Source organism: Pseudomonas sp. JR33AA (genome assembly GCF_021378985.1).
Taxonomy (GTDB): Bacteria; Pseudomonadota; Gammaproteobacteria; order Pseudomonadales; family Pseudomonadaceae; genus Aquipseudomonas; species Aquipseudomonas alloputida.
Genome location: NZ_JAJSAW010000026.1, coordinates 12,969 through 32,856, shown reverse-complemented (window position 1 = coordinate 32,856; position 19,888 = coordinate 12,969). Strand labels below are relative to the sequence as shown.

Genomic DNA, 19,888 nt, shown 5'->3' with positions numbered 1-19,888 from the left:
CCTGGAGCCGAGCATGCAAATCAAACTCGCCAACCCTCGCGGCTTTTGCGCCGGGGTCGACCGGGCGATCGAGATCGTCAACCGCGCGCTGGAAGTCTTTGGCCCGCCGATCTATGTGCGCCACGAAGTGGTGCACAACAAGTTCGTGGTGGAAGACTTGCGTAACCGTGGCGCCATCTTTGTCGAAGAGCTGGACCAGGTGCCGGACGATGTCATCGTCATCTTCAGTGCCCACGGTGTTTCCCAGGCCGTGCGCCAGGAAGCTGCTGGCCGTGGCCTGAAAGTGTTCGATGCCACCTGCCCGCTGGTGACCAAGGTTCACATTGAAGTGGCCAAGTACAGCCGCGATGGCCGTGAGTGCATTCTTATCGGCCACGAAGGGCACCCGGAAGTCGAAGGCACCATGGGCCAGTACGATGCCAGCAACGGCGGCGCCATCTACCTGGTCGAAGACGAGGAAGATGTTGCCAACCTGCAGGTGCGCGACCCGGACCACCTGGCTTTCGTCACCCAGACAACCCTGTCGATGGACGACACCAGCCGCGTCATCGATGGGCTGCGTGCGCGCTTCCCGAACATCGGTGGCCCGCGCAAGGATGACATTTGCTACGCCACCCAGAACCGCCAGGATGCCGTCAAGCAACTGGCCGGCGAGAGCGACGTGGTGCTGGTGGTGGGCAGCCCGAACAGTTCCAACTCCAACCGCTTGCGCGAGCTGGCTGAGCGCATGGGCACCCCGGCCTACCTGATCGACGGTGCCGAGGACATGCAACGCAGCTGGTTCGACCAGGCCGCGCGGATCGGCATCACCGCCGGTGCTTCGGCCCCCGAAGTGCTGGTGCGTGGTGTGATCGAACAGCTCAAGGCCTGGGGCGCCACTGGCGCTGAAGAGCTGGACGGGCGTGAAGAGAACATCACCTTTTCAATGCCCAAAGAGCTGCGCGTTCGGTCGCTGATCTAACGGGCTGCACCTCCGCCAATGCAGGGGCTGCTTTGCAGCCCTTGCGCGACTCAAGACCGTTCCTGCAATGACCGCGCTAGCAGCGGTCATTGCTCCGGTCCTCCGTAAGCACCCTGACTCTGCCGCTTGATGCCAGCGCCACTTGATATCGGCTGCGAGCAGAGGCGCGTTCGCACATTTCCAGTGTTGCACCCAACCAGCTGTTGCCCGACGTCATCGGCACGCCCAGCGCACTGAATTTGAACTGCTCACCGCGATTGCTGGTTATTTTCAGCGGCTTGGAAAGGCGCTGTTCGCGTAGCATCTGGTGGTTATGCTCCAGCACTACCCGCCAACCATTCCCCCAATCACCGTCCAGCGCCAGCACCAGCACCGGCTGGCCCTGCAGCACGGCATGGCTGCGTGCACTGCGCAGCGCCTGCGCCAGATCACGGGCAGCCGCTGCCCTGTGCAGGTCATCGCTCATTCGGGCGTAGGCCGGCATGCCCAGCTGGGTCAGCAAGACCGCCACGGCCAAGGCCGACAACATTTGTATCAGTGTTACGCCGCGTTGCTTCACCGTGCATTCTTCCCTGGACGTGCTTGGCTATAGCTTCCTGGCGGTTGGGCAAGCGGTCCAGTCGCCCAAGTTGAAAGCAATGACGGGAAAAGTCGCAGGAGGTGCAGGGATGCACGCAAGACAATGGGGCATGACGCTCCTCGAAGTGTTGTTGGCGGTCGTGGTCGTGGCTGCAGGCCTGTTCGCAACGGCTGCAATACAGTTGCAGGCGTTACAGGCTGCGGACAGTGCGCGCCGGGATGGACAGGCGGCGATGGCACTGCACAGCGAACGTGAGCGCAGGCGGCGATGAGGCGTTGCCAGGCAGGGTTTGGATTGCTTGAGATGGTGGTGGCGCTGGCGATCGGATTGATGCTGCTGGCGGCGGCCAGTCAGCTTTTTGTGTCTGCGCACCAGACTTGGCGCCTGCAAAGTACGGCAGTGCACATGCAGGATGCTGCGCGGCTTGCATTGCTGCGCATGGCGCAGGATATCCGCATGGCCGGGATGTTCGGTTGCCTGCGCCTGACCCCAGACGACTTTCTGGTTCTCGGTGCGGAGCAGGCCTTTGCCCGGCCCTTGGCGAGCAGCCCGTCAAGTTTGAGTCTGGTCGTCGCTGAGTTGCCAGGGTATGCCGGCGACCCCGAATGGACCTTGCTGACAAACTGTATCGACACGGTGGAGGTACACAAGGCGCGCGCGCAAGGTAGCGACACGCTTATGGCCGTGCCTTTCAGCCGGCATCGCTATGTTCATATTGGAAGTACGCTTTACTTCGAGCGGCGCGGCCACAATCAGCCCTTGGTCGATCACGTGCGCGAACTGCGTGTGGTGCAGGTGGCTGGAGAGCGGATCGATCTTCAGCTGACATTGTATGAGCCGACCTTGCAACTTGAGCAGCACCATGCGCTGAGCGTGGCATTGCGCAACCCGGTGCCGGCTTCATGAACCGCCAGCGGGGTGTTGTCCTGTTGTTGGCGTTGGTGCTCAGCGTCCTGCTGGGTCTGCTTGCCACTTCTACCCTGCGCGACGCGTTGGTGGAAACGCGGATGACCGGCTACCTGAGCGATGGTCTGCTGGCGCTGGAAGAGGCTGAGGCCACTTTGCTGGCTGGGGTGCGCGAACTTGAACGCGCGCCCCCTAACTCTTGTAACGCGTGCCTGCCACCGCCCAGGCCGCATGATCTGGTTGGGCAGTGGCAAGGTACCCAGACCGGCTTTTTCCAGCTACAGAACCTGGGTGTCAGCAAACGTGCCGCGCACATGCCCGACGGGCAGCCGGTTAGCCTGTTCCGGATAACCGCCGTCAGCAAGCGAAGCCGCTCACGGCATGTACTGGAAGCGGTCTACGCCGTGGCCGGCAATCAGACACAACGCATCACCTGGCGGCAAAGATTGCGAGGAGACTGACATGCAGCAAGGCTTGAGCCTGATCGAGTTGTTGATTGTGCTGGCCGTGACCGGCATTCTGGCAGCCATTGCCTACCCCAGTTACAGCGACCAGCTTCGGCGAGCCGCGCGCAGCGAAGTGGTTGGCCTGCTGCACGATGCTGCCCTGCGCCTGGAGCGCCACCGCGTGCGCACTGGCCAATACGCCGAGGGCGACCTGGCCTTGCCCGAAGGTACCCGCTACTACAGCCTGCAGGCCCAGCGCGACAGTGACACCTTCACATTGCGCGCCCGGCGGCTACCGCATGGGCTTATGGCGCAGGATGGCTGTGGCGATTTCCAGCTCGACCAGGCTGGCGTGCAGCGCAATCCGGGTGCCGTTGAGCACAGCACGCACTGCTGGGGAAGCTGAAGGTTCAATGATGCCCGGTGCATCGCGGTTTTACTTCAGGTGTTGGATCGACAGATGAGCAAGCAAGTAGTGGTGGTTGGCGGCGGGGTGATCGGCCTGCTGACGGCATTCAACCTGGCGGCCAAGGTCGGCCAGGTGGTGGTGTGCGATCAGGGTGAGGTGGGCCGAGAGTCGTCCTGGGCGGGCGGAGGCATTGTCTCGCCGTTGTACCCGTGGCGCTACAGCCCCGCAGTAACCGCTCTGGCGCACTGGTCGCAGGACTTTTATCCACAGCTGGGCGAGCGCCTGTTCGCCAGCACCGGCGTCGACCCCGAAGTCCACACCACCGGGCTGTACTGGCTTGACCTGGACGACGAGGCCCAAGCCTTGGCCTGGGCCGCGCGCGAGCAGCGGCCGCTGAGTGCCGTGGATATTTCGGCGGCCTACGATGCGGTGCCGGTGCTGGGCCCCGGTTTCAAGCACGCCATCTACATGGCTGGCGTGGCCAATGTGCGCAACCCACGCTTGGTCAAGTCGCTGAAGGCGGCGTTGCTGGCGCTGCCAAACGTCACCTTGCGCGAACACTGCCAGATCACCGGCTTCGTGCAGGAAAAGGGGCGCGTGGCCGGTGTACAGACAGCTGATGGCGTACTGGCGGCGGATGAGGTTGTGCTCAGCGCAGGCGCCTGGAGTGGCGACCTGCTGCGTACCCTTGGCCTTGAACTGCCGGTGGAGCCTGTGAAGGGCCAGATGATCCTGTTCAAGTGCGCTGAAGACTTCTTGCCGAGCATGGTGCTGGCCAAGGGACGTTATGCAATCCCGCGACGTGACGGGCACATTCTGGTGGGCAGCACGCTGGAACACGCCGGGTATGACAAGACCCCGACCGGGGATGCGCTGGAAAGCCTGAAGGCATCGGCGGTGGAGTTGTTGCCTGAGCTTGAAGGCGCCACAGTGGTGGCGCACTGGGCGGGGCTGCGGCCGGGGTCGCCAGAAGGCATCCCGTACATTGGGCCTGTGCCAGGGCATGAAGGGTTGTGGCTGAACTGCGGGCATTATCGCAATGGGCTGGTGCTGGCGCCGGCTTCGTGTCAGCTGTTTACCGATTTGCTGACAGGGGCCGAGCCGATTATCTACCCGGCGCCGTATGCGCCAGAAGGGCGTTTGGGCTGAGGGCCTCTTCGCGGGTAAACCCGCTCCTACACGGAGCGGGTTCACCCGCGAAAGGGCCGCAGAGGCCAATACAGATTTCAACCAGTAATCGGTGCGTGTAGGAGCGGGTTTCACCCGCGAAAAGGCCGCAGAAGCCAACACAGATTTCAGCCAGTAATCGGTGCTTGCAAGTGCCGGTTCGGATAATGCTGCTCATACACCTTGCACACCCGCAGCACGTGCTCATCGGCAAAGCGCCCGGCCACCACCTGCAGGCCCACCGGCAACCCCTCGCGGGTAAACCCGCAGGGCACCGAGGCCGCCGGCTGTTGGGTCAGGTTGAAGGGATAGCTGAACGGCGTCCATTCCATCCATTGCGCCATCCCCGACCCAGGCGGCACGTTGTGTCCGGCTTCGAACGCCACCAACGGCAGCATCGGCGATACCAGCACGTCATATCGCTGATGAAAGGCATTCATCTTCGCAATCAATTCTGCCCGTGCCTCTAGCGCCTGGGTGTATTCGCCAAGGCTGATCTGTGCGCCTTGTTCGGCAATCCAGCGCAACCCCGGGTCAAGCACCGCTTTCTGCTCATCGCTCAAGGCACTTGCCAACCGCGCCGCACCGGCAAACCACAGGGTATTGAAGGTTTCCAGCGGGTCGCTGAAGCCCGGGTCCACTTCCTCCACCTGCGCACCCAGCCGCGCCAGGCGCTGCACCGCTTGTGCCACCAGTGCCTGGATCTGTGGGGCGACCTGCACGTAACCGAAGTTGGCGCTGTAGGCGATGCGTAGCCCACTCAGGTCTTGCTGCTGGCTGAGCCACGGCGCCTGCCGGGGTGCGCCGGCCAAACCGTCGCGGGCATCGGGGCGCGCGACGCAGTCGAGCATCAGCACCGAGTCGTCCACGGTACGGGTCATCGGCCCCAGGTGCGACAGCACGGTCATGGCGCTGGCCGGCCATTGCGGCACATAGCCGAAGGTCGGTTTGATGCCGAAGGTGCCGGTAAAGGCGCAGGGGATGCGAATCGAACCACCAGCATCGCTGCCCTGATGCAGTACCCCCAGGTTCAGCGCGGCGGCTGCCGCGGCACCACCAGACGAACCACCGGCAGTCAGCCTGGTATCCCAAGGGTTGCGGGTAATGCCGTAAAGCGGGTTGTCGGTCACGCCTTTCCAGCCGAACTCCGGCGTGGTGGTCTTGCCTATCAGCACTGCACCGGCTTCACGCATGAAGGCGCTGAAGGGCGCATCGATTTCCCACGGCCCGGTACCCGAGGTAGTACGCGAGCCCTTGCGGGTAGGCATGCCGCGGGTCAGGGTCAGGTCCTTGATCGAGGCGGGGACGCCATCCAGTCGACCACAGGGTTGGCCACGTTGCCAACGCTGTTCGCTGGCACGGGCGGCGGCGCGGGCACCTTCGCCGTCGACATGGCAGTAGGCGTTGACCGCCGGGTTATGCAGGTCGATGCGCGCCAGCACATCGTCGACCACCTCGACGGGTGACAACTGGCGGCGCTGGTACAGTTCGAGCAGTTCGACGGCGGTGAGTTCGCCAATCGCGGTTTTCTGGGTCATTTCAACGGGCTCCCGGGTTGGCGGCCTGGAACATGGCGCGCAACAGGACGTCGCAACCATCGGCCAGGTCCTGGGGCGCGGCATTCTCGATTTCGTTGTGGCTGATGCCACCTTCGCATGGCACGAAGATCATCCCGGCCGGGCCCAGTTCAGCGAGGAAGATCGCATCGTGACCGGCGCCGCTGACGATATCCATGTGGCTCAGGCCCAGCGCACGCGCCCCTTGGCGCACGGCCTCCACGCAATACTCGGCGAAGTACAGCGGCGGGAAGTCGGCTGTCGGGGTCAGCTGATAGCTCAGGCCATGTTTCACCGTGCTGGTTTCGATGGCTGCGCGCACTTCGCTGACCATGGCGTCGAGGTGCCCAGGGTCGAGGTGGCGCAGGTCGATGGTCATGTGCACCTGGCCGGGGATAACGTTGCGCGAGCCTGGGTGCAAGGTCAGGCAGCCGACCGTGCCGCAGGCATGTGGCTGGTGCGCGTGAGCGACTCGGTTGACCGCAGCCACCACCTCGGCTGCGCCGACCAAGGCGTCCTTGCGCAGGTGCATGGGCGTGGGACCGGCATGCGCCTCGACCCCGGTCAGAACCAGGTCGAACCATTTCTGCCCCAGGCAGCCCTGGACCACGCCGATGGTGGTGCGTTGGTCTTCCAGCACCGGGCCTTGTTCGATATGTGCTTCGAAGTAGGCGCCCACGGCATGCCCGGTAGGCACGCGCACGCCGGCGTAACCGATGCGCTGTAGTTCCGCGCCGACCGACAGGCCCTGTTCATCGACCTTGTCCAGGGTTTCCTGCAGGCCGAACTTACCGGCAAACACGCCCGAGCCCATCATGCAGGGCGGGAAGCGCGAACCTTCTTCGTTGGTCCACACCACCACTTCCAGCGGGGCTTCGGTGGTCAGGTGCAGGTCGTTGAGCGTACGCATCACTTCAAGGCCGGCCATGACGCCGTAGCAGCCATCGAACTTGCCGCCGGTGGGTTGGGTGTCGATGTGGCTGCCGGTCATGATGGGTGGCAGGGCAGGGTTGCGACCGGGTCGGCGTGCGAAGATATTGCCGATGGCGTCGACGCTGACCGTGCAGCCGGCCTCTTTGCACCAGTGTACGAACAGGTCGCGAGCCTGGCGGTCGAGGTCGGTCAGGGCCAGGCGGCATACACCGCCCTTGGCAGTGGCGCCGAGCCGGGCCAGGTCCATCAGCGATTGCCAAAGGCGTTCGTGGCTGACCAACGGGCCTTGGCCAAGCAGGTGCTGCGAGGGATCGATGCGGGTGTTCATGGTTCATCTCTCCTGAAATTACTGGGTTGCTTGTACCGGCCTATTCGCGGGTGAACCCGCTCCTACAAAGGCCTGGCAGGGGCCGGTACAGGTAAGCACGGTCGGGTCAGGCGCTAAGGGCCAGGTAACGGTTCTTGATGCTCGGGTCCTCGCGGAACTGCGCCGCACTGCCCTGGTAAGCGACGCGGCCCTGCTCCAGGACATAATGGCGATCAGCAAGGGCATCGCAGACCATCAGGTTCTGCTCTACCAGCAGGATCGACAGCCCTTCGTCCTTGATCCTTCGCAGGATCTTCACCAGTTCATCGACAATCACTGGGGCCAGGCCTTCGGTTGGCTCGTCGAGGATCAGCAGCCTGGGGCCGTTGAGCAGGGCGCGGGCAATGGCCAACATTTGCTGCTCGCCACCGGACAGGGCGAAACCACCGTTGCGGCGCCGCTCCTTGAGCCGCGGAAACATGCTGTACACGTCCTCCAGCTGCCAGCGGCTGGCCTTGCGCACGGCAATCTTCAGGTTCTCCTCCACGCTGAGCTGGCGGAAAATGCCGCGGTGTTCCGGCACCAGAGCAATGCCGAGCCGGGCGATATCGAAAATTTCACGGCCGACCAACTGCTGGCCGTTGAAGCTGATCTGTCCCTGTCGTGGGCGGACGATGCCGAGGATGCTGCGCAAGGTAGTGGTCTTGCCTGCACCGTTGCGCCCAAGCAGCGTTACCAGTTCGCCTGCCTCGACCTTGAGCGAGACACCTTCGAGCACATGGCTCTTGTCGTAGTAGGAATGGATCGAATCGACGTTGAGCATCAGGCGGCCTCTCCGAGGTAGGCGGTGCGTACGCGCTCGTCATTACGCACCTGTTCAGGGGTACCCTCGACCAGAATCTGGCCGTGACTCATCACCGTGATGCGCTGGCTGATCGACATGACAATGCTCATGTTGTGCTCGATCAGTAGCACGGTATGGTCGCGGCCAAGGTCGCTGATCAGGTCAGTCATCACCGGGATGTCGTCGATGCCCATGCCCGAGGTGGGTTCGTCGAGCATCAGCAGGGTGGGCTTGGCGCAGATCGACATGCCCACTTCCAGCACTCTTTGCTGGCCGTGCGACAGCTCGCCAGCCAGTGTTTCGGCACGGGCGCTCAGTTTCAGGCGCTCCAGTACCTGGTCGGCGGTGTTCCAGTGGCTGCGCTTGTGCTCGAGGCTGCGCCAAAAGTTCAGCGCGCTCAGGCCATCACGGCCCTGGGCGGCCAGGCGCAGGTTCTCGCGCACTGAAAGGTTCTGAAACAGGCTGGTAAGCTGAAACGAACGCGCCATGCCAAGCGCCACCCGCCCGTGGGACGGCTTGCGAATGATGTCCTGGCCATTGAACAGGATCTTGCCGGCAGTGGCCTGACGTTCGCCGGTCAGGCAGTGGAACAGGCTGGTCTTGCCGGCGCCGTTGGGGCCGATAATGGTGTGGATGGTGCCGGCTCGCACTTTGAGGTCAACGCCCGCGACCGCCTTGAAGGGCCCGTAGGCCAGCTCCAGGTGGCGGGTTTCCAGGAGGTAGTCGCTCATCACAGGGTCTCCTTGGTCTTGGCCTGGGGTTTGTCATTGGCATTGCGGGAGGCCAGCAGGCGCTTGCCCAGTTCGGTCAGGCCGCCCCACAGGCCGCCACGCATGAACACCACCACCAGAATCAGGATCACCCCCAGCAGCATCAGCCAGCGTGGCCAAAGTTCCGACAGCACGTCACCCAGCAGTACGATGGCGCCGGCCCCCAGCAGCGAGCCGAACAGTGAGCCGGTGCCGCCGACGATGGTCATGATCAGGATGTTCTCGCTCATCATCAGGTCGATGTTCGACAGCGGCGCAAAGTGCAGCAGCATGGCGTACAGCGCCCCGGCGATGCCGGTGATGGCGCCCGACAGCATGAACACCAGAATCTTGAAATGGCGGGTGTCGTAGCCGATGGCGGCGGCGCGGGTCTCGTTCTCGCGGATAGCCAGCAGGGTGCTGCCGAATGGCGAACGGATCACCCGCAGGGCTGCGGCGAAGATCAACAGGAACAGCACTGCGACGAACACATAAAAGTGCCGCGGATCGGCCAGGTCGACCAGCACATGGCCGGCGATCTCGAGATTCGGCCGTGGCACATCAAGCAGGCCGTTGTCACCGCCGGTCCAGCCGCTGAGGGTATAGGCCAGGAAGTAGGCCATCTGGCTGAAGGCCAGGGTCAGCATGACGAAGTAGATGCCCGTGCGACGGATCGCCAGTGCGCCCACCAGCAGCGCGAGGAGGGCGCCGAACACAGCTGCGCCAAGCAGCGCGGCGAACATGCCCCACTGCAGGTGGATCATCAGCAGCGCTGCGCCATAGGCGCCCACGCCAAAGAAGATGCCCTGGCCGAACGATAGCAGCCCGGTGTAGCCGAGCAGCAGGTTGCAGGCCAGTGCGGCCATGGCAAAGATCAGGATCTCGGTGGCCAGGGTGGCCGAGGGCAGCAACAGCGGCAGCGCCACAAGGCTGGCAACGACCAGCGACAGCAGCGCCGGGGCGCGGCCCTTGGCGACTGGCAATGGGTTTTTCTCGCTCATCTCAGGCTCTCCCGAACAGGCCGTAGGGACGGACCAGAATCACTGCTGCCATGGCGCCATAGATCATCAGGCTGGCGCCTTGCGGCCAGAGACTGGTCATCATGCTCTGCACCACACCCACCAGCAGGCCACCAACCAGCGCCCCGCCGAACGACCCCATGCCGCCAATCACCACCACCACGAAGGCAATGCCAAGGATTTCCGGGCCGACGAAGGGCTGGGCGCCCCGTAGCGGCGCGAACAGCACACCCGCCACACCCGCCAGACCCACGCCCAGGGCGAAGGTCAGGGAGAACAGGCGGAAAATGTTGGTGCCCAACAGCGACACGGTTTCGGTGCTTTCGCTACCGGCCCGCACCAGTGCGCCGAAACGGGTGCGTTCCAGCAGCAGCCACAGGCCAATACCGATCAGCGCTGCGAAGCCGATCAGGAACAAGCGGTAGTAGGGGTAGATGAAGTCGCCGAGTATCAGCACCCCGCGCAGTTCGGGTGGGACGGCAATGTTCTTGCCCACTGGGCCCCAGATCAGCACCGACGCTTCCTGGATGATCAGCGCGATGCCGAGGGTGACGAGAATCTGGAAGGTGTGCGGCAGGTGGTAGATGCGCTTGATCAACAGGCGCTCGACCGCCCAGGCCAGCGCGGCCACCACCAGTGGCGCAATCAGCAGCGCCAGCCAGAAGTTGCCGGTGATGGCCACGGCGGTGTAGCACAGGTAGGCGCCCAGCAAGAAAAACGCGCCGTGGGCGAAGTTGACGAAGTTGAGCAGGCCGAAAATGATCGTCAGGCCCACGGCGATGAGGAAGTAGATCATCCCCAGGCCCAGGCCGTTGAGCAGTTGGAACAGGTACAAATCGAGCATGAGTGTGCCCTCGACAGCGCGCAGGGCGGCTGCCTGTACAAGTGTTGGTGACTAACGCCGCAGCTTCAGGCCAGGGCGCAACCGGTGTGATCGACCTCGACGAACGAGCGGCCCGAGCTGATGACTTCGGCCAGGTCGTCCTCGTCGCGCATCTGCCCCTGGGGCTTGCCGCGCAGCAGGTAGTAATCCTTGAGCACCTGGTGGTCACCCGGGCGGATCAGTTCTTCGCCGGTCGGGCCCTGGAAGCGCATGCCCTGCAATGCCGCAGACACGGCGGCCCCATCCAGGCTGCCGGCTTTGACGATGGCCTCGAGCATCACCTTGGTGCCGATGTAGTCGGCGGCCAGCGGATAGTTGGGGTTGATGCCATAGGCCTTGCGGGTGGCGGCGACCAACTGTTTGTTCAGCGGGGTGTCGACCTGGTGCCAGTACTGCGCACCCAGGTACACGCCCTCGAGCACGTCACTGCCCAGCTCCTGGAACTGGTCGAGGCCGGCAGACCACACCATCAGCACTTTCATACGGTCCTTGATGCCGAAGTTGACCGCCTGGCGCAGGGCGTTGGAGGCCTGGCTACCGAAGTTGAGCAGTACTAGCACGTCGGGCTTGGCGGCGATCGCGTTGGTCAGGTAGCCGGAAAATTCTTGCTCCTGCAGCGAGTGGTAGCTGTTGCCGATGTGTTCCACGCCGAGCTCGGCGAACACTTTGCGGGCGTTGTCCAGCAGGGCATCGCCAAATACGTATTGCGGGGTGATGGTGTACCAGCGCTTGGCCTGGGGCAGCTGGCGGCTCATCGGCACCAGGGTTTCGCGGATGGCACCGTAGGTGGGCACCGACCAGCGGAAGGTTGAGGCATTGCAGTCCTTGCCGGTGATTTCATCGGCGCCCACAGGCGTCATGAACACGCCGCCAGCCTTGTGGATTTCCTTGGACACCGCCAGTGCCGAAGACGACAGGGTGCACCCCTGGAAGAAGCGTGCGCCATCCTGGCCGATGGCTTCCTGCACCTTGCGCACCGCCTTGCCGGCGTTGCCTTCGGTGTCGATGACCTTGTACTTGAGCGGATGGCCGAGCAGCTGTGGGTGCTCGGCGATGGCCAGGCGCGAGCCCATGTCGGCGTACTTGCCGTAGCTGGCGAAGGCGCCCGACATGGACTTGAGCCCATAGAAGGTCAGCGGTTGGTCGGCGAATGCCCGGTGTGCCCCCAAGGGGAGGCTACCTAAGGCACCCAGGGCAAGGCCTGCCTTGAGCAGGGTACGTCTTTGCATGAGTAACTCCTTGTTTGTGGTTATTAGGCAGGAGTGGCAATGACAAAGCGGGTACGGCCGGGCCTGTGTGCAGGCCTCTTTACAGACGCATCAGTGGTGGTGATCGAACTCCAGCAGGAAGTTGCGGGCGACCTCGCCTTCCAGCGCGGTCATGTGGTGCTCGGCGTCGCACATGTGTTCGTGCATCAGCCGGCGTACGGCGGGTTCGTCGCTGGCGCGCAAGGCGGTCAGCAGTTGCTTGTGGTAGTCGATGTTGGCGGCGGCGAATTGCTGGCGCTTGGGCAGGTAGGCCTTTTTCAGCACCACCAGGTCGCGCAGCAGGTCGTTAAGGAACACCGCCATGAAACGCAGCAACGGGTTGGGGCAGCGGTCGGCCAGCAGGGTGTGGAATTCAAGCTCTGCCAAGCGCTGCTCACGCTGGCCTTCTTCGCTGTCTTCCGGTGCGCTGCAGAAGTCGATGTTGGCCTGCAGCGCGGCATAGTCGGCTTCGCTCAGTTTGCCCATCACCGACACCGCCAGTTCTACCTCGATGACTTTGCGCAGCTGGTACACCTGTTCGCCGTCCAGGTGCTGGAAGTGCAGGTAGTTGCGCAGCGCGCGGCTGGCGGGCTCGGTGCCCACTTCGTTCAGGTAGGCGCCCCCGGTCGGGCCGGTGCGGGTGCTGACCAGGCCTTCTACCTCCAGTGCCTTGAGCGCTTCGCGGGCGGTGCCCTTGGAGCATTCGAAATGCTCCATCAGCTCCCGCTCGGTAGGCAGGCGGTCGCCGGGGTGCAGCGCTTCGGTGACGATCGAGCGCTTGACTGATTCGACGATCACATCGGACAGCTTCTGGCGCTTGCGTTTGGGTTTGAGCATTTCGCTATTTTTCATATTTATGCGGATAAATAGGATTTAGCGAATTTTGGCCGGATGGGTCAATGCTGGCGGTGGAGAGGGGTCGTAAATGGTGTGAAAGGGTCGGGGAGGGATATGTGGGGAGGGGGCTGTAAGGATGGGGGCCGCGAATGCTGCAGTGGGGCTACTGACGCATCCGCGGGTGAACCCGCTCCTACACAGGGCCCTGCTGCAGGTGTGCCTGGCTGCAATACCACTCATTGCCCTGCTGCAGCGCCCGGTCGTTGGGCAGGTGCACGCCGCAATGGGCACAGCGCACCATCTTCAGCGGCGCATCCAGCTTCGCCTCGGGGTGCGACTGCTGGCTGACTTTGAACTTGCGCCACAGCCAGAACGCGGCGGCGATCAGGGCGATCCAGAAAAGTAGGCGAACCATGGTGTCCAGCTTGTCGGTTGAAGAAGCCGACAGTCTAGGACGCGGCCATAAAAAAAGGGAGGCCTGGCCTCCCTTTCATTTACCACTGTGGGTCAGTCGAACAGACCAAAGGTCATGTAACTGAACCAGGAACGGTCTTTCTCGGCTTCTTTCGGGCCTTCCGGCACGACCGGGTCGCCGTTCTCGTCTTTAGGCAGCAGCTCTCGCGGCATCTCGTCGCGTGCGTCCTGGAACTGCTTGACCACGTCCTGGTTGGCGCGGGTTTCGCCTGGCGGCAGCGGGGTATCGGTTTCGATCAGGCCCAAGGTGGCCTTGGACAGCCAGCCGCGGCCGTCAGACTCGGTCTGCTTGGGCTGGAACTCGCCGTCGACCAGGCTCGGGTGGTCCGGGTAGTTGAGCTTTAGGGTTTCCAGGCTCGTGGCGGCCAGTTCGTCCAGGTGAAGCTTCTGATACGACTCGACCATCACTGCCAGGCCGTCACCCACGGACGGGGTTTCCTGGAAGTTTTCGACCACGTAGCGGCCACGGTTGGCAGCCGCTACATAAGCCTGGCGGCCCAGGTAGTAGTCGGCCACGTGGATTTCGTACGAAGCCAGCAGGTTGCGCAGGTAGATCATGCGCTGCTTGGCGTCTGGCGCGTAGCGGCTGTTGGGGAAGCGGCTGGTCAGCTGGGCGAACTCGTTGTACGAGTCGCGGGCGGCGCCCGGGTCACGTTTGGTCATGTCCAGCGGCAGGAAGCGCGCCAGCAGGCCGCGGTCCTGGTCGAACGAGGTCAGGCCCTTGAGGTAGTAGGCGTAATCGACGTTCGGGTGCTGCGGGTGCAGGCGGATGAAGCGCTCGGCGGCCGACTTGGCGGCCTCGGGCTCGGAATTCTTGTAGTTGGCGTAGATCAGCTCGAGCTGCGCCTGATCGGCATAGCGGCCGAACGGGTAGCGCGACTCCAGGGCCTTGAGCTTGTTCACGGCGCTGGTGTAGCTGGAGTTGTCCAGATCAGCCTGGGCCTGCTGATACAGTTCGGCCTCGCTGAGGTTCTCGTCAATGACCTCTTTATTGGAGGAACAGGCCGCGGTGAGCCCGAGGATGGCGATCAGCAGCAGGTGTTTCACTTGCATGGCGGCTTGCGTCCCTTTGACGGCCGCTGTCTTGGGCGGTGCCGTCCTGTTATGATGAGCGCCCCGGCCAACCCCGGGACAAAAGAAGCCGTATTTAACCACAAGCTCGCAGCCGAAACCAAAGGCTGTGCGCCCGCCGAATCGAGCATGTCCGAGATCATTCAACTTAGCGCAGAGGTACCGTCCGAACTGGGCGGCCAACGCCTCGACCAGGTCGCCGCCCAATTGTTCGCCGAGTACTCGCGTTCGCGGCTAACTTCGTGGATCAAAGAGGGCCGCCTGACGGTCGATGGTGCAGTCGTGCGCCCTCGAGACCTTGTTCATGGTGGCTCTTTGCTTGCCCTGGAGGCCGAACAAGAGGCCCAGGGCGAGTGGATCGCAGAAGATATCGAACTGGATATCGTCTACGAAGACGACCACATCCTGGTGATCAACAAGCCTGCCGGGCTGGTTGTGCACCCGGCGGCCGGGCATGCCAGCGGTACACTGCTCAACGCGCTGCTGCACCATGTGCCAGACATCGTCAACGTGCCGCGTGCCGGTATCGTGCACCGCCTGGACAAGGACACCACCGGCCTGATGGTGGTGGCCAAGACCCTGCAGGCGCAGACCAGGCTGGTCGAGCAGATGCAGGCCCGCAAGGTTAGCCGCATCTACGAGTGCATCGTGATTGGCGTGGTGACTGCCGGTGGCAAGATCGACGCGCCCATCGGCCGCCACGGCGGCATGCGCCAGCGCATGGCTGTAACCGACGGCGGCAAGCCGGCGGTCAGCCACTACCGCGTACTCAAGCGTTTCCGCTCGCACACTCATGTGCGGGTCAAGCTGGAAACCGGCCGTACCCACCAGATTCGCGTGCACATGGCCCACGTGGGGTTCCCACTGGTAGGCGACCAGACATACGGCGGGCGCTTCCGTATTCCGCCCGCTGCCAGCCCGACCATGGTCGAGGCGGTCAAGACCTTCCCGCGCCAGGCGCTGCATGCGCGTTTCCTCGCCTTGGTCCACCCGATTACCGGTGAAGTCATGAAGTGGGAATCGCCACTGCCGGATGACTTCGTCTGGTTGTTGTCGCTGCTGAACCAGGACCGCGAGAGCTTCATCGGATGAGTGGCCTGACGCAGGCGTTGCTGTTCCCCGACTGGCCGGCCCCGGCCTCGGTGCGCGCCTGTGTCACCACCCGTCAGGGCGGCGTCAGCCTGCCGCCTTACGAAACCTTCAACCTCGGCGACCATGTTGGGGACAACCCCGCTGCGGTCGCCGAGAACCGCCGCCGCCTGAGCGAACAGTTCGCCATCCAGCCGGCCTGGCTCAAGCAGGTGCATGGCCTGGTGGTGGCGGATGCCGACCCTGCCGTGGTGGCCGAGGCCGATGCCAGCTGGACCCGCCAACCTGGCATTGCCTGCACCGTGATGACCGCCGATTGCCTGCCTGCGCTGTTCTGCGACCGGGCCGGTACGCGTGTGGCGGCGGCGCATGCTGGCTGGCGCGGGCTGGCGGGTGGTGTGCTGGAAGCTACGCTGGACCGGCTGGCGCTGCCGCCCGAAGAGGTACTGGTGTGGTTGGGGCCTGCCATCGGCCCGAAAGCGTTCGAAGTGGGGCTGGAAGTGCGTGATGCCTTTACCGCCGTGCACCCGCAAGCAGCTCGGGCATTCGTCGACGGCGAACGGCCAGGCAAGCTGTTGGCGGATATCTATGAGCTGGCGCGTATTCGCCTGGCTGCCCGTGGAGTGACGGCTGTTTATGGCGGTGGCTTGTGCACGGTCAGTGATACGCGGTTCTTCTCCTATCGCCGTACCCCGCAGGGTGGGCGCTTCGCTTCCCTGGTGTGGCTGCAACCCCGCTAACCTGCACCGGCCTCTTCGCGGGCTGGCCTGCTCCCGCAGTGTAAGGCTGTTGGTGTACCTGTGGGCATGCCCGCGAATGGCCCCCTTTAGTCCAACAGGTTGACTTCGGTCAATCCCGCTACGCTTGAATCTTCCAGAATCAGCCTTATCTATAAGGTCATCTCAGGCAGGTTTCTTTATAAACAGGCGCTGTCCATCGCTCCGACCTGCCCTTTAAAGGAAGGTACACCATGCGAATAGACCGTTTGACCAGCAAGCTGCAACTTGCAATATCCGATGCCCAGTCTTTGGCCGTTGGCATGGACCACCCTGCCATCGAGCCCGTGCACCTGTTACAGGCGCTGCTCGAACAGCAGGGCGGCTCCATCAAACCGCTGCTGATGCAGGTAGGCTTTGACATCAATGGCCTGCGCCAGGGGCTGGTGAAAGAGCTCGACCAACTGCCAAAAATACAGAACCCTACCGGCGACGTGAACATGTCGCAGGACTTGGCACGCCTGCTTAACCAGGCAGACCGCCTGGCACAGCAGAAGGGCGACCAGTTCATTTCCAGCGAGCTGGTGCTGTTGGCCGCCATGGATGAAAACAGCAAGCTCGGCAAGCTGCTGCTGAGCCAGGGCGTGAGCAAGAAAGCGCTGGAAAATGCCATCAACAACCTGCGTGGCGGCGCGGCAGTGAATGACGCCAACGCCGAGGAATCGCGCCAGGCGCTGGATAAGTACACCGTCGACCTGACCAAGCGTGCCGAAGAGGGCAAGCTGGACCCGGTCATTGGCCGTGACGATGAAATCCGCCGTACCGTGCAGGTGCTGCAACGCCGTACCAAGAACAACCCGGTGCTGATCGGTGAGCCTGGCGTGGGTAAAACCGCCATCGCCGAGGGCCTGGCCCAGCGCATCATCAATGGTGAAGTGCCTGACGGCCTCAAAGGCAAGCGCCTGCTGGCGCTGGACATGGGCGCGCTGATTGCCGGTGCCAAGTACCGCGGTGAGTTCGAAGAGCGCTTGAAAAGCCTGCTGAACGAACTTTCCAAGCAGGAAGGCCAGATCATTCTGTTCATCGACGAACTGCACACCATGGTTGGCGCCGGCAAAGGCGAGGGGGCCATGGACGCCGGCAACATGCTCAAGCCGGCCCTGGCCCGCGGCGAGCTGCATTGCGTAGGTGCCACCACGCTGAACGAGTACCGCCAGTTCATCGAAAAGGACGCCGCCCTGGAGCGCCGCTTCCAGAAGGTGCTGGTCGAGGAGCCGAGCGAGGAAGACACCATCGCCATCCTGCGTGGCCTGAAAGAGCGCTATGAAGTGCACCACAAGGTGGCCATCACCGACGGCGCCATCATCGCTGCGGCCAAGCTCAGCCACCGTTACATCACCGACCGCCAGCTGCCGGACAAGGCCATCGACCTGATCGACGAAGCGGCCAGCCGCATCCGCATGGAGATCGACTCCAAGCCGGAAGTGCTCGACCGCCTTGATCGCCGCCTGATCCAGTTGAAAGTGGAATCCCAGGCGCTGAAAAAGGAAGAGGATGAAGCGGCGAAAAAGCGCCTGGAGAAGCTGACCGAGGAAATCGAGCGGCTGGAGCGTGAGTACTCCGACCTGGAAGAAATCTGGGCGTCGGAGAAAGCCGAAGTACAGGGCTCGGCGCAGATCCAGCAAAAGATCGAACAGGCCCGCCAGGAGCTGGATGCCGCTCGTCGCAAAGGCGACCTGAACCGCATGGCCGAGCTGCAGTACGGGGTCATCCCCGACCTGGAGCGCAGCCTGCAGATGGTCGACCAGCACGGCAAGACCGAAAACCAGTTGCTGCGCAACAAGGTGACCGAGGAAGAAATTGCCGAAGTGGTATCGAAGTGGACCGGCATTCCGGTTGCCAAGATGCTGGAAGGCGAGCGCGAGAAGCTGCTGAAAATGGAAGCGCTGCTGCACCAGCGCGTGATCGGCCAGGGCGAGGCGGTAACCGCCGTAGCCAACGCCGTGCGCCGCTCGCGTGCCGGGTTGTCTGACCCGAACCGGCCAAGTGGCTCGTTCCTGTTCCTCGGCCCGACCGGTGTGGGCAAGACCGAGTTGTGCAAGGCGCTGGCCGAGTTCCTGTTCGACACCGAAGAGGCGATGGTGCGCATCGACATGTCCGAGTTCATGGAGAAGCACTCCGTGGCTCGCCTGATCGGTGCACCACCAGGCTATGTCGGTTATGAAGAGGGTGGTTACCTGACCGAGGCTGTACGGCGCAAGCCTTACTCGGTGGTGCTGCTGGACGAGGTGGAAAAAGCCCACCCGGATGTGTTCAACGTGTTGCTGCAGGTGCTGGAAGACGGCCGCCTGACCGACAGCCACGGGCGCACCGTGGACTTCCGCAACACCGTGATCGTGATGACCTCCAACCTGGGCTCCGCGCAGATTCAGGAACTGGTGGGTGACCGCGAGGCACAGCGTGCGGCAGTGATGGATGCGGTGGGGGCACACTTCCGTCCGGAGTTCATCAACCGCATTGACGAAGTGGTGGTATTCGAGCCGTTGGGCCGCGAGCAGATTGCCGGTATTACCGAAATCCAGCTCGGCCGCCTGCGCAGCCGCCTGCTGGAGCGCGAACTGTCGCTGAGCCTGAGCCCAGAGGCGTTGGACAAGCTGATTGCCGTGGGTTACGACCCGGTGTACGGCGCACGGCCGCTGAAGCGGGCGATCCAGCGCTGGATCGAGAACCCGCTGGCGCAGCTGATTCTGGCCGGCAAGTTCCTGCCCGGTACGGCGATCACCGCCAAGGTGGAAGGAGACGAAATCGTCTTTGGCTGATTGTGTTGCACCATGAGCCCCGCGTTTGCGGGGCTTTTTTTGGCTGTTGCCCATGCCGGCACAGCCCAGCTATTTCGGGCCTTTGCGCCAATCCGGGATAACCGCCTGAAATTTTTGAAATTTTTGCTTGCATCAATTTTAGAGTGCCCCTAATATACGCCGCGTTGTCAGGCACTAAGCGAATCACCAGCAACATCAGTGATCGCAAAACAACTTACAAATCAGTAAGTTGAATGAAAAAAAGTGGTTGACAAGCAAAACGAAGAATGTAGAATAGCCGGCCTCAGCAGCGACAACGCGAAAGCGAAGAAGCCAAAGAGTCCGAAGCGAACACAGTCTTCGGAGTTGTACCGAAGTTCAGTTCCGCGATAGCTCAGTCGGTAGAGCAAATGACTGTTAATCATTGGGTCCCTGGTTCGAGTCCAGGTCGCGGAGCCAATCTCGGGGTGTAGCGCAGTCCGGTAGCGCGCCTGCTTTGGGAGCAGGATGTCAGGAGTTCGAATCCCCTCACCCCGACCATTTTCCGGGTCGTTAGCTCAGTTGGTAGAGCAGTTGGCTTTTAACCAATTGGTCGTAGGTTCGAATCCTACACGACCCACCATGTAGAAAAGGGCATCTCCAAAGAGATGCCCTTTTTTTTGAAACACTCGGGGTGTAGCGCAGTCCGGTAGCGCGCCTGCTTTGGGAGCAGGATGTCAGGAGTTCGAATCCCCTCACCCCGACCATTTTTGGGTCGTTAGCTCAGTTGGTAGAGCAGTTGGCTTTTAACCAATTGGTCGTAGGTTCGAATCCTACACGACCCACCATGAACAAAGGGCATCTCGCATGAGATGCCCTTTTTCTTTTGGATTTAAAAATGCACCCATCGGTGCAAT

At 62.7% G+C, this 19,888-nt stretch carries 20 protein-coding genes and 5 tRNA genes; 14 read left to right on the top strand and 11 right to left on the bottom strand.

Going from position 1 to position 19,888, the window contains the following annotated elements:
* Positions 1-13 precede the first annotated feature (13 nt).
* Entirely contained in the window at positions 14-961 is a 948-nt protein-coding gene (ispH, locus tag LVS58_RS24080) for a 4-hydroxy-3-methylbut-2-enyl diphosphate reductase (RefSeq protein WP_233693115.1), read from the top strand.
* A 76-nt stretch (positions 962-1,037) separates the two neighbouring features.
* Here ispH and LVS58_RS24075 read toward each other — a convergent pair whose 3' ends face one another.
* Positions 1,038-1,520 carry a GspH/FimT family pseudopilin gene (locus tag LVS58_RS24075; RefSeq protein ID WP_233693114.1) on the bottom strand — a complete coding sequence of 161 codons (483 nt, stop codon included), beginning with the start codon at positions 1,518-1,520 and terminating at the stop codon, positions 1,038-1,040.
* Positions 1,521-1,629: 109 nt separating this feature from the next.
* On the opposite strand from LVS58_RS24075, the gene LVS58_RS24070 reads away from it, so the two are divergent.
* Genes LVS58_RS24070 through thiO form a run of 5 tightly spaced genes read left to right on the top strand, consistent with a single transcriptional unit; the run spans position 1,630 to position 4,451 of the window.
* Complete coding sequence (locus LVS58_RS24070; protein WP_233693113.1) at positions 1,630-1,812, top strand: prepilin-type N-terminal cleavage/methylation domain-containing protein; 183 nt, start codon at positions 1,630-1,632, stop codon at positions 1,810-1,812.
* Positions 1,809-2,447: a PilW family protein gene (locus tag LVS58_RS24065; protein WP_233693112.1), complete on the top strand. Its 639-nt coding sequence runs from the start codon at positions 1,809-1,811 to the stop codon at positions 2,445-2,447. The genes LVS58_RS24070 and LVS58_RS24065 overlap by 4 nt, the downstream gene beginning before the upstream one ends.
* Positions 2,444-2,908: a hypothetical protein gene (locus LVS58_RS24060; protein ID WP_233693111.1), complete on the top strand. Its 465-nt coding sequence runs from the start codon at positions 2,444-2,446 to the stop codon at positions 2,906-2,908. The genes LVS58_RS24065 and LVS58_RS24060 overlap by 4 nt, the downstream gene beginning before the upstream one ends.
* Before the next feature lies 1 nt (position 2,909).
* Entirely contained in the window at positions 2,910-3,299 is a 390-nt protein-coding gene (locus LVS58_RS24055; protein ID WP_233693110.1) for a type IV pilin protein, read from the top strand.
* A 54-nt stretch (positions 3,300-3,353) separates the two neighbouring features.
* Positions 3,354-4,451 (top strand): glycine oxidase ThiO, encoded by a 1,098-nt coding sequence (gene thiO, locus LVS58_RS24050; RefSeq protein WP_233693109.1) that lies wholly within the window; start codon positions 3,354-3,356, stop codon positions 4,449-4,451.
* A gap of 146 nt (positions 4,452-4,597) precedes the next feature.
* Here the strand turns inward: thiO and LVS58_RS24045 are convergent, their stop codons facing one another.
* The 10 genes from LVS58_RS24045 to LVS58_RS24000 all read right to left on the bottom strand — a co-directional run bounded on the left by LVS58_RS24045 (position 4,598) and on the right by LVS58_RS24000 (position 14,371).
* Complete coding sequence (locus LVS58_RS24045) at positions 4,598-6,007, bottom strand: amidase (protein ID WP_233693108.1); 1,410 nt, start codon at positions 6,005-6,007, stop codon at positions 4,598-4,600.
* Between the two features lies 1 nt (position 6,008).
* Positions 6,009-7,286, bottom strand: coding sequence for a Zn-dependent hydrolase (locus LVS58_RS24040; RefSeq protein ID WP_233693107.1), 1,278 nt, complete (start codon positions 7,284-7,286; stop codon positions 6,009-6,011).
* A gap of 106 nt (positions 7,287-7,392) precedes the next feature.
* Positions 7,393-8,088 (bottom strand): ABC transporter ATP-binding protein, encoded by a 696-nt coding sequence (locus LVS58_RS24035; RefSeq protein WP_020192256.1) that lies wholly within the window; start codon positions 8,086-8,088, stop codon positions 7,393-7,395.
* A complete protein-coding gene (locus LVS58_RS24030; protein ID WP_233693106.1) occupies positions 8,088-8,840 on the bottom strand; it encodes an ABC transporter ATP-binding protein in 753 nt (250 codons plus the stop codon). Before LVS58_RS24030 ends, LVS58_RS24035 begins: the two co-directional genes overlap by 1 nt.
* Positions 8,840-9,859: a branched-chain amino acid ABC transporter permease gene (locus LVS58_RS24025; RefSeq protein WP_233693105.1), complete on the bottom strand. Its 1,020-nt coding sequence runs from the start codon at positions 9,857-9,859 to the stop codon at positions 8,840-8,842. Before LVS58_RS24025 ends, LVS58_RS24030 begins: the two co-directional genes overlap by 1 nt.
* Before the next feature lies 1 nt (position 9,860).
* On the bottom strand, positions 9,861-10,721 hold the full coding sequence (locus LVS58_RS24020) for a branched-chain amino acid ABC transporter permease (RefSeq protein ID WP_233693104.1): 861 nt from the start codon (positions 10,719-10,721) through the stop codon (positions 9,861-9,863).
* A 65-nt stretch (positions 10,722-10,786) separates the two neighbouring features.
* Positions 10,787-11,989, bottom strand: coding sequence for an ABC transporter substrate-binding protein (locus tag LVS58_RS24015; RefSeq protein ID WP_003247562.1), 1,203 nt, complete (start codon positions 11,987-11,989; stop codon positions 10,787-10,789).
* A 90-nt stretch (positions 11,990-12,079) separates the two neighbouring features.
* Positions 12,080-12,844, bottom strand: coding sequence for a FadR/GntR family transcriptional regulator (locus LVS58_RS24010; RefSeq protein WP_003247561.1), 765 nt, complete (start codon positions 12,842-12,844; stop codon positions 12,080-12,082).
* Positions 12,845-13,037: 193 nt separating this feature from the next.
* Positions 13,038-13,259, bottom strand: coding sequence for a PP0621 family protein (locus LVS58_RS24005; RefSeq protein WP_180688886.1), 222 nt, complete (start codon positions 13,257-13,259; stop codon positions 13,038-13,040).
* Between the two features lie 92 nt (positions 13,260-13,351).
* Positions 13,352-14,371: an outer membrane protein assembly factor BamD gene (locus tag LVS58_RS24000; RefSeq protein ID WP_233693103.1), complete on the bottom strand. Its 1,020-nt coding sequence runs from the start codon at positions 14,369-14,371 to the stop codon at positions 13,352-13,354.
* A 147-nt stretch (positions 14,372-14,518) separates the two neighbouring features.
* Here LVS58_RS24000 and rluD point away from each other — a divergent pair, with 147 nt between their 5' ends.
* The 8 genes from rluD to LVS58_RS23960 all read left to right on the top strand — a co-directional run bounded on the left by rluD (position 14,519) and on the right by LVS58_RS23960 (position 19,819).
* Positions 14,519-15,481 carry a 23S rRNA pseudouridine(1911/1915/1917) synthase RluD gene (rluD, locus tag LVS58_RS23995; protein ID WP_233693102.1) on the top strand — a complete coding sequence of 321 codons (963 nt, stop codon included), beginning with the start codon at positions 14,519-14,521 and terminating at the stop codon, positions 15,479-15,481.
* Complete coding sequence (gene pgeF / locus LVS58_RS23990; RefSeq protein ID WP_233693101.1) at positions 15,478-16,218, top strand: peptidoglycan editing factor PgeF; 741 nt, start codon at positions 15,478-15,480, stop codon at positions 16,216-16,218. Before rluD ends, pgeF begins: the two co-directional genes overlap by 4 nt.
* 230 nt (positions 16,219-16,448) lie before the next feature.
* Positions 16,449-19,013 carry an ATP-dependent chaperone ClpB gene (gene clpB / locus LVS58_RS23985; protein ID WP_233693100.1) on the top strand — a complete coding sequence of 855 codons (2,565 nt, stop codon included), beginning with the start codon at positions 16,449-16,451 and terminating at the stop codon, positions 19,011-19,013.
* 362 nt (positions 19,014-19,375) lie between these two features.
* Positions 19,376-19,451 (top strand) — tRNA-Asn (locus tag LVS58_RS23980).
* 4 nt (positions 19,452-19,455) lie between these two features.
* Positions 19,456-19,532: transfer RNA gene (locus LVS58_RS23975), tRNA-Pro, on the top strand.
* Between the two features lie 6 nt (positions 19,533-19,538).
* A tRNA-Lys gene (locus LVS58_RS23970) sits at positions 19,539-19,614 on the top strand.
* A 47-nt stretch (positions 19,615-19,661) separates the two neighbouring features.
* Positions 19,662-19,738: transfer RNA gene (locus LVS58_RS23965), tRNA-Pro, on the top strand.
* Between the two features lie 5 nt (positions 19,739-19,743).
* A tRNA-Lys gene (locus LVS58_RS23960) sits at positions 19,744-19,819 on the top strand.
* Positions 19,820-19,888 lie beyond the last annotated feature (69 nt).

Coding starts and splice junctions, on each gene's coding strand:
- LVS58_RS24000 (WP_233693103.1), bottom strand. CDS start 14,371: ATGCAAGTGAAACACCTGCTGCTGATCGCCATCCTCGGGCTCACCGCG.
- LVS58_RS24030 (WP_233693106.1), bottom strand. CDS start 8,840: ATGAGCGACTACCTCCTGGAAACCCGCCACCTGGAGCTGGCCTACGGG.
- LVS58_RS24070 (WP_233693113.1), top strand. CDS start 1,630: ATGCACGCAAGACAATGGGGCATGACGCTCCTCGAAGTGTTGTTGGCG.
- ispH (WP_233693115.1), top strand. CDS start 14: ATGCAAATCAAACTCGCCAACCCTCGCGGCTTTTGCGCCGGGGTCGAC.
- LVS58_RS24040 (WP_233693107.1), bottom strand. CDS start 7,286: ATGAACACCCGCATCGATCCCTCGCAGCACCTGCTTGGCCAAGGCCCG.
- LVS58_RS24010 (WP_003247561.1), bottom strand. CDS start 12,844: ATGCTCAAACCCAAACGCAAGCGCCAGAAGCTGTCCGATGTGATCGTC.
- thiO (WP_233693109.1), top strand. CDS start 3,354: ATGAGCAAGCAAGTAGTGGTGGTTGGCGGCGGGGTGATCGGCCTGCTG.
- LVS58_RS24035 (WP_020192256.1), bottom strand. CDS start 8,088: ATGCTCAACGTCGATTCGATCCATTCCTACTACGACAAGAGCCATGTG.
- LVS58_RS24055 (WP_233693110.1), top strand. CDS start 2,910: ATGCAGCAAGGCTTGAGCCTGATCGAGTTGTTGATTGTGCTGGCCGTG.
- rluD (WP_233693102.1), top strand. CDS start 14,519: ATGTCCGAGATCATTCAACTTAGCGCAGAGGTACCGTCCGAACTGGGC.
- clpB (WP_233693100.1), top strand. CDS start 16,449: ATGCGAATAGACCGTTTGACCAGCAAGCTGCAACTTGCAATATCCGAT.
- LVS58_RS24065 (WP_233693112.1), top strand. CDS start 1,809: ATGAGGCGTTGCCAGGCAGGGTTTGGATTGCTTGAGATGGTGGTGGCG.
- LVS58_RS24045 (WP_233693108.1), bottom strand. CDS start 6,007: ATGACCCAGAAAACCGCGATTGGCGAACTCACCGCCGTCGAACTGCTC.
- pgeF (WP_233693101.1), top strand. CDS start 15,478: ATGAGTGGCCTGACGCAGGCGTTGCTGTTCCCCGACTGGCCGGCCCCG.
- LVS58_RS24015 (WP_003247562.1), bottom strand. CDS start 11,989: ATGCAAAGACGTACCCTGCTCAAGGCAGGCCTTGCCCTGGGTGCCTTA.
- LVS58_RS24005 (WP_180688886.1), bottom strand. CDS start 13,259: ATGGTTCGCCTACTTTTCTGGATCGCCCTGATCGCCGCCGCGTTCTGG.
- LVS58_RS24025 (WP_233693105.1), bottom strand. CDS start 9,859: ATGAGCGAGAAAAACCCATTGCCAGTCGCCAAGGGCCGCGCCCCGGCG.
- LVS58_RS24060 (WP_233693111.1), top strand. CDS start 2,444: ATGAACCGCCAGCGGGGTGTTGTCCTGTTGTTGGCGTTGGTGCTCAGC.
- LVS58_RS24020 (WP_233693104.1), bottom strand. CDS start 10,721: ATGCTCGATTTGTACCTGTTCCAACTGCTCAACGGCCTGGGCCTGGGG.